We start from the raw sequence: 11,374 nt of genomic DNA on the forward strand, positions 1-11,374 counted from the left end.
CGGGAGGGACGCGGCGGCGCCGCGTCCCTCCCCGCCGACCGCCGGGACGCCTCAGCGGGCGCCCGGCAGGTCGTCGCCGAAGAAGAAGCGGATCTCGTTCGCGGCGTTCTCGTCGGAGTCGGAGCCGTGCACGGCGTTCCGCCCCTTGGACTCCGCGTACAGCCGGCGGATCGTACCCTCCGCGGCCTCGGCGGGGTCCGTGGCGCCGATCGTCTCGCGGTAGCGGGCGACGGCGTCGTCGGCCTCCAGGGCCATGGGGATGCTGGGGCCGGAGGTCATGAACTCCACCAGCTCGCCGTAGAAGGGGCGCTCGCGGTGCACGGCGTAGAACTCGCCGGCCTGCTCGCGGTCCAGGTGGACCATCTTCATGGCGACGATGCGGAAGCCGGCGCCCTCCAGGTGGGCGATGATCTTCCCGGCGTTGCCCGCCGCGACGGCGTCCGGCTTGATGATGGCGAGGGTACGTGACATGGGTCCGTATCGGGTGTGTCGGTTGTTTCGTTGAACGGCCGCTCAGCGCGGCCGGAAGCCGAAGAGCTTGCGGAGGATGTCCCCCCGGGTGAGGAAGCCGGTGAGCTTCCCGTCGTGCACCACGGGGAGGCGCTCCACGTCTTTGTTGACCATCACGGAGGCGACCTCGGCCAGCCCCTGGTCCTCGGAGATGCACATCACGGAGCGCGACATCACGTCGCGCACCCTGAGCTCGTCGGGGGAGCCCGTGGCGCGGTCCCCTCCCTCCCCCGCGCGCAGCGCGGCCGGGAGGAGGTGGCGGAGGAGGTCGCGGTCGGTCACCATCCCCAGCACCTCGCGCTCCTCGCCCACCACGGGGACGGCCCGGAGCCGGTGCGCGCTGACCAGCTCCAGCAGCTCCCGCACCGGCGTGTCCGGCGAGACGCGGTACACCCGCGGGGTCATCACGTCCCGCACCAGGAGGCGCGGCTGGATGGCGAGCTCGCGGATCTCTCCCACCGCCAGCACCTCGTCCGGGGTGCGGGCCGCCGCGAGGCGTGCCACCGTCTCGTCGTGGCGGAGCACCCGCGCGAGCGCCGCCACCGTCTGCAGGTACAGGTCGTTGGCGGCGGGCGGGGCGAGGACCAGCACCACCACCTGCGCGGTCCCGACCGGGTCCCGCGAGGTGGCGGGGAGGGGGCGCGGAGTGACCCCGAGCGCCACCACCAGCTGCGGGACCGCATCCGTGCGCAGGTGCGGGAGGAGCACTCTCTCCCCGACGTGGATCACGTCGCGGATACGGTTCTCGGCGAAGAGCCCCTGCAGCCGCTCGGGCTCGCGGACCGCGCCGGTCTCGTGCAGCCGCCGCACCAGGGCGGCGACCGCGCCGTGGACCGAGTCCACCTCCAGCGGGGCGAGAACGTGCTCCGGCCGAAGCACCTCGGTCAGCCGGAGCTCGCGCCCGCCCTTCGCGCCCTCGCTCAGAGGACCTCCTGGATGAGGCCCACCACGTCCACCGGACGCTTCGCGACGCCGATCCCGTTGTCGCGGAAGGCGCCGATCTTCTCCTCGGCGGTCCCGGCCGAGCCGGAGATGATCGCCCCGGCGTGGCCCATGCGGCGGCCCGGGGGCGCCGTCTGCCCGGCGATGAAGCCGACGACCGGCTTGGTCACGTTCTCCTTGACGTAGGCGGCCGCCTCCTGCTCGTCGGTGCCGCCGATCTCGCCCAGCATGACGATGGCCTTGGTCTCGGGGTCCGCCTCGAAGGCCGCCAGGCAGTCGATGAAGCTGGTCCCGTTGATGGGGTCGCCGCCGATGCCGACGCAGGTGGTGGTGCCGATCCCCGCGCCCTTGAGCTTGTAGACCACCTCGTAGGTCAGCGTCCCCGACTTGGAGACCAGGCCGACGGGGCCGGGCTGGGTGATGTGGCCGGGGATGATCCCGACCTTGCTCTTCCCGGCGGAAAGGAGCCCGGGGCAGTTGGGGCCCAGGAGGCGCGCGCCCTTCTCCTGCACGTAGGGCCGCACCCGGGTCATGTCCAGCACCGGGACGCCCTCGGTGATGCAGACGATGAACTCGATCCCGGCGTCGGCCGCCTCGAACATGGCGTCGGCCGCGAAGGCGGGGGGCACGTAGATGACCGAGGTGTTTGCGCCGCCCTCCCGGACCGCCTCTGCCACGGTGTTGAAGATGGGCACCTGGCCCTCGAACGTCTGACCGCCCTTTCCGGGGGTGACGCCCGCGACCACCTGGGTGCCGTACTCGATCATCTGCTTCGCGTGGAACGAGCCGTCGCGGCCCGTGATCCCCTGGACGACCAGGCGGGTGTCGTTGTCGATGAAGATGCTCACTGGGCCTCTCCCTTGGCCAAAGCGACCGCCCGCTGCACGGCCTCGTCCATGTCGGTCATCGCGCTGAAGCCGGCGTCTGCCAGGATCTTCACGGCGATCTCCTCGTTGGTGCCGGTCAGGCGGATCACGATGGGAACGTTGATGTCGATCATCCGGGTGGCGGTCACGATCCCGTTCGCGACGTCGTCGGTGCGCGTGATCCCCCCGAAGATGTTGAACAGGATGGCCTTCACGCTCGGGTCGCTGGTGATGATCTTGAGCGCGCTCACCACCTTCTCGGGGTTGGACGACCCGCCGATGTCCAGGAAGTTGGCGGGATCGCCGCCGTAGTACTTCACCAGGTCCATGGTGGCCATCGCCAGCCCGGCGCCGTTCACGCAGCAGCCGACGTTGCCGTCCAGCTTGATGAAGGTCAGCCCCGCCTCGCGGGCCTGCACCTCGGCCGGGGCCTCGGACGACTCGTCGCGGAGCGCCTCGATCTCCGGCTTACGGAAGAGCTCGTTGTCGTCGATGTTGAACTTGGCGTCGATCGCCAGGACCTCGCCCTCGGGCGTGGAGATCAGCGGGTTGATCTCGGCCAGCGAGGCGCCCGCGTCCATGAAGGCGGTGTAGAGCTGCTGCAGGATCTTCGCGGCGGCGCGCTGCTGCTTGGGATCCTGGTACAGCCGGGTCGCCATGAGGTAGGCCTGGTGCGGGAGCAGCCCGTACCGGGGATCCACCGGGAGCTTGAAGATGGCCTCGGGGTTGGTGGCGGCTACCTCCTCGATGTCGATGCCGCCCTCCGACGAGACCATGAAGACCGGTTTCCTGCTGGCGCGGTCCACGATGATGCCGACGTAGGCCTCGGTGGCGATGTCCGCCGCGGGGGCGACCAGTACCTTCTCGACCGTCAGCCCCTTGATGTCCATCCCCAGGATGTCCTGCGCCTTCTCCCGCGCCTGCTCCGGCGTGGGGCAGAACTTGACGCCGCCCGCCTTGCCGCGGCCGCCCGCGTGCACCTGGGCCTTGACCATCACGGGCCCGCCCAGCCGGCGGGCGATCTCCTCGGCCTGTTCGGGCGTGGTCGCGACCTCGCCCATGGGGACCGGGATCCCCTGCGCGGCGAGGAGCTCCTTCGCCTGGTATTCGTGGATGTTCATGCCACCGTCGGTTTGGAATGAGAAAAAACGAATGTAGAACGAAGAATGAAGAATGAAGAAAGTACGGCCGCGAGGAGCCCCTTTCTACATTCTGCATTCTACATTCTTCATTCCCCCACGATCTCCGTCCCCGCCTCCCCCCCCACCGCCTCCCGCCCCTGGTCCAGCCGGGCGATGATGGCGCGCGTCCCGCCGCGCCGGACGAAGTCGGCGGCGGCCTCCACCTTGGGGGCCATGCTCCCGGAGCCCAGCTCGCCGCTCCGGAGTAGCTCGTCGGCGGCGTCCAGCGTCAGGCGGCGGATGGCGCGCTGCTCCGGGGTGCCGTAGTCCAGGTAGACGCACTCGACGTCGGTCAGGATCACCAGCACCTCGGCGCCGATGTCGTGCCCCAGGATGGCGGCTGCGCGGTCCTTGTCCACCACCGCGTCCACCCCCTCCAGCCCCAGCTCCGGGTCCACGTAGACCGGGCACCCTCCCCCGCCGGCGGCGATCACCAGGTGCCCCTCCTCCACGAGGGAGCGGATCATGGGGCTCTCCACGATCTCCAGCGGCCGCGGCGAGGGGACCACCCGCCGCCACCCTCCCCTGGTCTGCGTCACCTCCCCGCCCATCTCCCGGGCCAGCTCGCGGGCGGTGGCCTCGTCCGTGGTCCGGCCGATGGGCTTGGACGGGCGCCGCATCTCGGGGTCCGCCGGGTCCACCCGCACCTGCGTCACCAGGGTGACCACCTGCCGGTCCACCCCCGCCCGCCGAAGCGCGTTCTGGAGCGACTGCTGGATCATGTAGCCGATCCATCCCTCCGTCCCCGCCACCAGCACGCCCAGCGGGAGCGGCGGCACCACGTGCCGTGACCTCTCGTTGCGAACCAGCTCGTTCCCCACCTGCGGGCCGTTGCCGTGCACGAGGGCGATCCGCCACCCGTCCCGCGCCAGCTCCACCACGGCGCCGAGACTCTCCCGCGTGTGGCGGAACTGCTCGGTGATGGTCCCTTCCTCTCCGGGCTGCGCCAGCGCGTTCCCGCCCAGCGCCACGACGATGGTCCGTACCGCCAAGGGGTCCTCTTCAGCGGGGCTGATGATAAGCCGGGGCTCCCCCAGCGGCAAGCAAGCGAAAGGTCGCTCTCAGTGCGTGGCGCCGCCGGAGGTGTCGACGCCCTCGCGGCGCAGCCAGTCCTCCATCTCGCCCCGGATCGCGGCGAGGCGCTCCGGGGTGCGGGCCTCGTAGCGGGCCACCAGCACCGGCTCGGTGTTGGAGGCGCGGATCAGCCCCCACCCGTCGCCGAAGAGGACCCGGGCCCCGTCCACGTCGATCACGTCGTGCCCCTGCCGGAAGTGCTCGGTGGCGCGGGCGACGATCTCGAACTTGGTCTCCTCGGTGGCCGGGTAGCGCAGCTCGGAGGTGGAGACGAAGCGGGGGAACTCCGCGATCCACTCGGAGAGCGGGCGGCCCTGGCGCGCGACGATGTCGAGCAGCAGGCAGGCCCCGTAGAGCGCGTCGTCGTAGCCGTAGTAGTCGTCCCCGAACATGATGTGGCCGGAGAGCTCGCCGGAGAGGGCGCTCCCCTCCTCCTTCATCCGCTTCTTGATGAGGGAGTGCCCGGTGGGGTTCATCAGCGGGACGCCGCCCGCCTCCTCCAGCACCTCCGGGAGCACCTGCGAGCACTTCACGTCGAAGACCACCTTCTGCCCGGGGCCGCGCCGCTGGATCAGGTCCAGCCCGTAGAGGAGGAGGAGGGTGTCGCCGCGGACGATCTCCCCCTGGTCGTCGATGGCGCCGATGCGGTCCGCGTCGCCGTCGAAGGCCACGCCCAGGTCGGCGCCGGTCTCTTCCACCTTCGCGACGAGGTCGAGGAGGTTCTTGTCCACCACCGGGTCCGGGTGGTGGTTGGGGAAGCTCGGGTCCGACTCGCAGAAGAGGGGAACCACCTCCACGTTGGATCCCAGCGCGCGCAGCAGCTCCACGGCGACCACGGAGCCGGTGCCGTTGCCGCAGTCGGCGACCACCTTCAGCGGCCGCTCGATCCGGAACTTGCCGGCCACGAAGCGGACGTACTCGTCCAGGACGTCGCGCTCGGTGACGGAGCCCTCGCCGCCGTCCCAGCTCCCGTATTCGATCATGGCGCGGATCTCCTGGATGGCGCCGCCGTAGAGCGAGCCCCCGGAGAGCGTCATCTTGAAGCCGTTGTACTGCGGCGGGTTGTGCGACCCGGTCACCTGCAGCCCCCCGTCCAGCCCGAGGTGGAACACGGCGAACGAGTGGACCGGGGTGGGGACCAGCCCCACGTCGGTCACCGTCGCGCCGGCGGCCATCATCCCGCGGCGCACCGCGGCGGCCAGCTCCTCGGAGGAGGTGCGGTTGTCGCGGCCGAGCGCGAGCGTGGGGTGCTCCTTGCCCAGGCGGCGCCGGGCGAGAGTGGCGAAGGCGCGGCCGATCCCCTCGGCGACCTCGGCGGTGACGTCGGTGCCGACGACGCCGCGGATGTCGTACTGCCGGAAGATGTGCGGGTTGGGCTTGGGCATGGCTGAAACGGAGTCCGCTCGGTTCGTCGTCGAAAAAAGAAACGGCGCGGCCCCGCAAGTGCGGGACCGCGCCGCCGGGGTCAGCGCTCGGCGCCGGCCACGGCGATGCACTCGATCTCCACCCGGGCGTCGCGGGGGAGCCGCGCGGCCTGCACGGTGGAGCGAGCCGGCGCATGGTCGCCGAAGTGCTTCGCGTACACCTCGTTCATGGCCGCGAAGTCGTTCATGTCCGCGAGGAAGACCGTGGTCTTCACCACGGAGCGGAGCGAGGCGCCCGCGGCCTCGAGCACGGCGGCGAGGCTCTGCATGACGCGCTCGGTCTGCGCGGCGACGTCGCCTTCCACCATCTGCATGGAGGCGGGGTCCAGCGGGATCTGCCCCGCGGTGTAGACCATCCCGCCGTGGACGATCGCCTGGCTGTACGGGCCGATGGCGGCGGGGGCCCCGCCGGTCTGCACCTTCTCGAGTGCGGCCATGTGTCTCCTTTGTGGGTTTCGGTTCAGTCGCCGGCCGGGAGCGCGGAGAGCGGCCGGCCGGCGACTACGGCCGCGCGGAGCTCGTCCGGGGTCACGACCGCGACCCCGTGCTTCCCCACCTCGATTCCCGCGGCGAAGTTGGCCAGGATCGCCGCCTCCTCCACCTCCGCGCCCGCGGCCAGCGCCACGGCGAGGAACGCGGTGACGGTGTCCCCCGCCCCGGAGACGTCGTAGACCTCGCGCGCCACCGTGGGGATGCGGAGCGTGTCGCCGGAAGCGCAGCGGAGCACCATCCCCTCCTCGCCGAGCGTGAGGAGGAGGTGGCGGGCGCCGGTGCGGCCGCGGGCGGCCTCCAGCCAGGCGTCGTCGTGCGGGCGGATGGGCTCGCCCATGGCCGCGCCCAGCTCCACGGCGTTCGGCTTGAACACGGCGGCGCCACCGTAGCTCCAGAAGTGGCGGAACTTGGGGTCGACCACGGTGGGGATCCCCGCCTCCTCGGCCGCCCGGAGCGCGGTGCGGATCACGGCGGGCACCAGGACCCCCTTGTTGTAGTCCTCCAGCACCAGCGCGTCCGCCTCCGCGACGGACTCGCGGATCATCTCGCAGAGCTCGTCCACGCAGTCGTCCGGGAGGTCGTCGGCACGCTCCCTGTCGAAGCGGATCACGTGGTGGCTGCGCGCCATGACCCGCGTCTTGGTGGTGGTGGGTCGGTCGCGGCGCTCGACCAGCCGCGGGCGGAGCGTGCCGCCTGCCTGCTCCGTCAGGGCGGCGCGCACCCGCAGCCCGGACTCGTCGGCGCCGACGTAGCCCAGGAGGTCGCAGTCGGCATCCAGCGTGACGATGTTGGCCGCGACGTTGGCCGCGCCGCCCAGGGCGAGGCGCTCCGTGTCCACGTTCACCACCGGGACCGGCGCTTCAGGGGAGATGCGGGAGACCGTCCCCTCCAGGTACACGTCGAGCATCACGTCGCCGACCACGGCGACGCGGAGGCCGCGGGCGCGTTCCAGGATCTCGTCCAGGCGCTGTGGGGTCAGGCGGTCCATTCGGGATGTGCTGCGTCGCGGCTGCGGGCCGGGGCCCGGGAAAACGAGCGGGGAATGTACCGGGAGGGGGCGGGTCGTGTAAAGTTTCCGCTGTTTTCGGCGGGCGAGGGGTCCCCGGCCGGGAGGGTGCTCGCCGCACGGCCGGGACGGCCGTAGGTTCTCTGCTTTCCGCGTCGGCCTTTCCCTCGACTCCGTTTACCCATGCCTACGGCAGACTACCCCTTTCGCGCCCTCGGCTTCGAGCGCCTCCCCGCGGCGGAAATGGAGCGGCGTGCGCGCGATTTCTACGCGGAGATGGACCGCCGCCGGACGGTGCGGGCCTTCTCCAGCGATCCCGTGCCGCGGGAGCTGATCGAGTACGCGGTCCGGGTGGGCGGGACGGCGCCGTCGGGCGCGCACCAGCAGCCGTGGACCTTCGTCGTGGTGGAGGACGCGGAGACCCGGGCGAGGATCCGGGAGGCGGCGGAGGCGGAGGAGAGGGACTTCTACGACCGGAGGGCGCCCGCGGACTGGCTGGAGGCGCTGGCGCCGCTGGGGACCGACTTCAACAAGACGCACATCACCGACGCGCCCTACGTCGTCGTCCTGTTCCGGCACCTGTACGGCCTCGGCGCGGACGGGAGCCGGCGGACGTACTACTACACCACGGAGAGCTGCGGCATCGCGGCGGGGTTCTTCATCGCGGCGATCCACCAGATGGGGCTCGCCACGCTGACCCATACCCCGTCCCCGATGGGATTCCTGTCCGAGCTGCTGGAGCGCCCGGTGAACGAGAAGCCGTTCCTGCTGATGCCCGTGGGCTACCCGGCGCCGGACGCCCGGGTGCCGGACCTCGCGCGGAAGCCGCTGGAGGAGATCAGCGTCTGGAAGTGAGGAGGCTCAGGGGAGCTGGGCGCGCTCAGGAGCCGGGGTCGGCTGCGAAGAACCGGGTGAACCCACGCGCTTCGAGTCCGGCCCGCAACGTCCTGTCCCCGGTCCACAGCAGGCCTTCCAGTTCGAGCGCGAGCGCTACGTGCGGGGTGTCGGTCTGGTCCACGTCTCGGCAGAGCTCGTAAGCCCGGCCCCAGTTCTCCGGCGCGATCTGGTCTTCCCTGTAGAGTTGTAGCCGCCGAAGGAGAACGTGGTACAGGCGCGCCAGATCGGCCTCCTCTAGCCGACTCGCCCTCAGGATCCGATCCTTGTGGCGAAACAGCTCCACCAGGACGCTCTCGCAGACGTAGAACGTGTGCTCGGACTGGAGGAGGACCTCCGAGAAGCGGCTGTGCTCCCTCAGCAGGGCAGAGAAAACGATGTTCGTGTCGACGACTACGGAGGCGGGCGCGTCAGGCATCTACGTCCGCTCGGGGACGTTGCCACGGAGACGTTCCCATAGCCCCGCATCGACCTCGCTGGACAGCGCTTCAACGTCCGACTCGGACAGGTGGCTGCGGCGGCGGATGGACTCCAGCTCCAGGTAGTCCAGGAACCTGGAGACCTGCTCCTGGTCCAGGGCATCGCGACTCACGCGCACGACGAGGTCGCGGTCGTCGACCTCGATCCTGTAGGCGGGCTCGCCAGCCATCGCGCACACTCCTTCGGCGGGGGTGACCTGCAGGATAATACAACGGAATGGCCGTGACGTGCCAGGCGTCCTCGGAGCGCGGCGGGCTGCACAGCGTCGGCAGGCGGACGTCCACGGGGCGGGCTACTGCGGGAGCGGGCGCTCCAGCTCCGCACGGATCGCCGTGGCCAGCTCCGCCAGCCGGAGCGCCTGATCGGGCGTGGGCGCCGCGCGCCCCACGAGGACGTCCTCCGCCTCCCGCGCGAGCCGCGACGCTTCGGCGAACCCGAACCCGCCGACGGCACCGGCCAGCTTGTGGGCCTCGTGCTCAGCCCGGCGGCGCAGCTCCTCGTCCAGCCGGTCGTCGGCCAGCGCGCGGGCGGCCTCCTCCACCGCGTCCACGCGGGCGAAGATGGCGTCGCGGTACTTGTTCCACAGCGCGCCGACGGCGGAGGCGAGCTGCGCCGCGGCCGTGTCCGGGGATTCCGACCCGGTCTCCGTTCCGGGAAGACTCGTCACGTGTCGGACTACTTCCTTTCGGTCCAGGGGGTGGGGAGATCGGGGAGGCCCGCGGCGGGGAGGGCGGACGTGGGCCCCGCTCCGGGGGCGGGGGTCAGCCGTCCCAACCGAGCGCGTGCGAGACGTCGCGCGCCAGGGTGAGGGGATCGAAGGGCTTGGGGAGGACGCCCGCCACCCCCAGCTCCGCGAAGCGCTCGCGGTCCGCGGGGCGGGCCTTGGCCGTGAGGAGGAGGACGGGAATGCTGCGGGTGGCGGGGTCGGCCTGGAGCGCCCGGAAGGTAGCGGGGCCGTCCATCTCCGGCATCATCACGTCGAGGAGGATGGCGTCGGGGTGGTCGGAGGCGGCCCGGCGCACGCCCTCCTCCCCGGACGCGGCCGAGCAGACCACCCAGCCGCCCACCATCTCCAGGCTGAGCTGGGCGACCTCGCGGACGTCGGCCTCGTCGTCGACCAGCAGGATGCGCTTCGTGGGCAAGGGGCTCCGCGGGTGGCGCCCCGGTGGGGACGGGGCAAGGAGAAACCCGCGGGCACGTGGGCCCGCGGGTTCGCGTCTGTTGTCGGGTGCCGAAAGATCGGACGGGGGGTAGGAGGCGTCAATCCCGGCCCGCAGCCCCCGGCAAAACGCGTGAGATCAACAGCTTGAGCGGCGGAGGCTCCGGCGGTGCGGCGGACGGAGCCACACCTGCGGGCGATCTCTGTTCCCGTTCGGGAACGGACCGCGGTCAGAGCATGCGCCGCAGCGCCGCCACGTCCGTCTTGGAGGCGTGGCGCGGGTCGCGGGGGATGCGGGCGAGCGCCCGCACCTCGTCCACAGGGATGGGGTGCAGACGGCGGAGCAGGCCGGCGCGCTCCGTGTCGTCCAGGCGCCCTCCCTCCGTTTCCACGCAGAGGACGGCGCGCTGCCCGAGCCGTTCGTCGCTCACCCCGAGGTACGCGGCGTGCCGCACTCCCGGCGCGCCGAGCGCCCTCACCTCGGCGGGGGTGCTCCACCACGTCGCCCCGTCCCGCTCCACGCGCTGCGAGACGCGCCCCATCAGCCAGAGCCGCCCTCGCGCGTCCAGCCGCCCGGCGTCGCCGGTGCGGTGCCAGACGCGGGTGCCGTCCCGGTCGCGGATCTTGTTCGCACGGTCGGCCGCCGGGTCGTCCAGGTACCCGGCCAGGACGTGGTCGCCGGTGACCGCCACCTCCCCGGTCTCCCCCGGTCCGGCATCCCACTCGGCCCAGCCGCGCGGCCCCAGCACGATCGGCCCGTCGTGCGGGCGGAGGATGCGCAGCTCGACCTCCGGTACCGGCGCGCCGACGCAGATCCCCTCCCCGCCCTCCTCCATCGCCGCGAGCATGGCGCGCGCCTCGATCCCGGCGACCGGCTCCGCCTCGGTGCTCCCGTAGACGACGTGCGCCTCCCCCTCCACCGTGTCGGCCAGGAGCCGCGCCAGCGGCGGGTACACGGGGGCGCCGCCGGTGAACAGGGCGCGCAGGGGGAGCTTCGCGCCGCGCCCCGCCGCCCAGGCCGCCAGGCGCGCGTAGAAGGCGGGCGAGCCGCTGGAGGTGGTGACCCCCTCCGCGCGCATCTGCCGGTCGATGGTGCCGGGGTCGATCTCCCCCGGCTGCCGCGGGTCGAAGTCCGGGATCACGCTCGGCGTCCCGCCCGCCAGGTTGTTGAGGACGAAGACCGGGAGCGTCGGCATGTCCACGTCCCGCTCGGTCAGCCGCAGGTGAGCCGCGAGGGCGAGGTGCTGCGCCCAGAGGAAGGCGTGGGAGCGGGCTGCGCCCTTGGGCGCGCCGGTGCTCCCCGTGGTGAAGGTCACCAGCGCCGGGTCGTCCGGGGCGACCAGGGC

General features: G+C 71.9%; 14 protein-coding genes. 1 reads left to right on the forward strand and 13 read right to left on the reverse strand.

The features are described 5' to 3' along the window. Positions 1–51: 51 nt before the first annotated feature. From ndk to VGR37_25090, 8 genes are all read right to left on the reverse strand, one after another. On the reverse strand, positions 52–471 hold the full coding sequence (gene ndk / locus VGR37_25055; protein HEV2150691.1) for a nucleoside-diphosphate kinase: 420 nt from the start codon (positions 469–471) through the stop codon (positions 52–54). A 42-nt stretch (positions 472–513) separates the two neighbouring features. Next, positions 514–1,389 carry a CBS domain-containing protein gene (locus VGR37_25060; GenBank protein HEV2150692.1) on the reverse strand — a complete coding sequence of 292 codons (876 nt, stop codon included), beginning with the start codon at positions 1,387–1,389 and terminating at the stop codon, positions 514–516. Between the two features lie 41 nt (positions 1,390–1,430). Beyond that, positions 1,431–2,300, reverse strand: a complete 870-nt coding sequence (sucD, locus tag VGR37_25065; protein HEV2150693.1) for a succinate--CoA ligase subunit alpha — start codon at positions 2,298–2,300, stop codon at positions 1,431–1,433. Beyond that, complete coding sequence (gene sucC, locus VGR37_25070; protein HEV2150694.1) at positions 2,297–3,439, reverse strand: ADP-forming succinate--CoA ligase subunit beta; 1,143 nt, start codon at positions 3,437–3,439, stop codon at positions 2,297–2,299. The genes sucD and sucC overlap by 4 nt, the downstream gene beginning before the upstream one ends. Before the next feature lie 107 nt (positions 3,440–3,546). Beyond that, the gene (locus VGR37_25075) at positions 3,547–4,491 is read right to left on the reverse strand and encodes a carbamate kinase (protein ID HEV2150695.1); all 945 of its coding nucleotides are present in this window, start codon (positions 4,489–4,491) and stop codon (positions 3,547–3,549) included. A gap of 69 nt (positions 4,492–4,560) precedes the next feature. Further along, a complete protein-coding gene (locus VGR37_25080; GenBank protein ID HEV2150696.1) occupies positions 4,561–5,958 on the reverse strand; it encodes a phosphomannomutase/phosphoglucomutase in 1,398 nt (465 codons plus the stop codon). Between the two features lie 80 nt (positions 5,959–6,038). Beyond that, entirely contained in the window at positions 6,039–6,434 is a 396-nt protein-coding gene (locus VGR37_25085) for a RidA family protein (GenBank protein HEV2150697.1), read from the reverse strand. 23 nt (positions 6,435–6,457) lie between these two features. Then, on the reverse strand, positions 6,458–7,477 hold the full coding sequence (locus VGR37_25090; protein HEV2150698.1) for a PfkB family carbohydrate kinase: 1,020 nt from the start codon (positions 7,475–7,477) through the stop codon (positions 6,458–6,460). A gap of 201 nt (positions 7,478–7,678) precedes the next feature. Here VGR37_25090 and VGR37_25095 point away from each other — a divergent pair, with 201 nt between their 5' ends. Next, a complete protein-coding gene (locus VGR37_25095; protein HEV2150699.1) occupies positions 7,679–8,350 on the forward strand; it encodes a nitroreductase family protein in 672 nt (223 codons plus the stop codon). A gap of 25 nt (positions 8,351–8,375) precedes the next feature. Here the strand turns inward: VGR37_25095 and VGR37_25100 are convergent, their stop codons facing one another. The 5 genes from VGR37_25100 to VGR37_25120 form a co-directional block, all read right to left on the reverse strand. Further along, the gene (locus tag VGR37_25100) at positions 8,376–8,807 is read right to left on the reverse strand and encodes a PIN domain-containing protein (protein ID HEV2150700.1); all 432 of its coding nucleotides are present in this window, start codon (positions 8,805–8,807) and stop codon (positions 8,376–8,378) included. Continuing rightward, complete coding sequence (locus VGR37_25105; GenBank protein HEV2150701.1) at positions 8,808–9,038, reverse strand: hypothetical protein; 231 nt, start codon at positions 9,036–9,038, stop codon at positions 8,808–8,810. A 123-nt stretch (positions 9,039–9,161) separates the two neighbouring features. Then, positions 9,162–9,536: an Hpt domain-containing protein gene (locus tag VGR37_25110; GenBank protein HEV2150702.1), complete on the reverse strand. Its 375-nt coding sequence runs from the start codon at positions 9,534–9,536 to the stop codon at positions 9,162–9,164. Between the two features lie 94 nt (positions 9,537–9,630). Beyond that, positions 9,631–10,011: a response regulator gene (locus tag VGR37_25115; GenBank protein HEV2150703.1), complete on the reverse strand. Its 381-nt coding sequence runs from the start codon at positions 10,009–10,011 to the stop codon at positions 9,631–9,633. A gap of 247 nt (positions 10,012–10,258) precedes the next feature. After that, the coding region (locus VGR37_25120) for an AMP-binding protein (GenBank protein ID HEV2150704.1) at positions 10,259–11,374 on the reverse strand (1,116 nt) is incomplete at its 5' end.

The organism is Longimicrobiaceae bacterium, from assembly GCA_035936415.1.
GTDB lineage: Bacteria > Gemmatimonadota > Gemmatimonadetes > Longimicrobiales > Longimicrobiaceae > JAFAYN01.

Bases quoted from the DNA above. Each gene is read 5' to 3' on its own strand.
- ndk (HEV2150691.1), bottom strand. From the start codon at position 471: ATGTCACGTACCCTCGCCATCATCAAGCCGGACGCCGTCGCGGCGGGC.
- sucC (HEV2150694.1), bottom strand. From the start codon at position 3,439: ATGAACATCCACGAATACCAGGCGAAGGAGCTCCTCGCCGCGCAGGGG.
- VGR37_25080 (HEV2150696.1), bottom strand. From the start codon at position 5,958: ATGCCCAAGCCCAACCCGCACATCTTCCGGCAGTACGACATCCGCGGC.
- VGR37_25085 (HEV2150697.1), bottom strand. From the start codon at position 6,434: ATGGCCGCACTCGAGAAGGTGCAGACCGGCGGGGCCCCCGCCGCCATC.
- VGR37_25090 (HEV2150698.1), bottom strand. From the start codon at position 7,477: ATGGACCGCCTGACCCCACAGCGCCTGGACGAGATCCTGGAACGCGCC.
- VGR37_25095 (HEV2150699.1), top strand. From the start codon at position 7,679: ATGCCTACGGCAGACTACCCCTTTCGCGCCCTCGGCTTCGAGCGCCTC.
- VGR37_25100 (HEV2150700.1), bottom strand. From the start codon at position 8,807: ATGCCTGACGCGCCCGCCTCCGTAGTCGTCGACACGAACATCGTTTTC.
- VGR37_25105 (HEV2150701.1), bottom strand. From the start codon at position 9,038: ATGGCTGGCGAGCCCGCCTACAGGATCGAGGTCGACGACCGCGACCTC.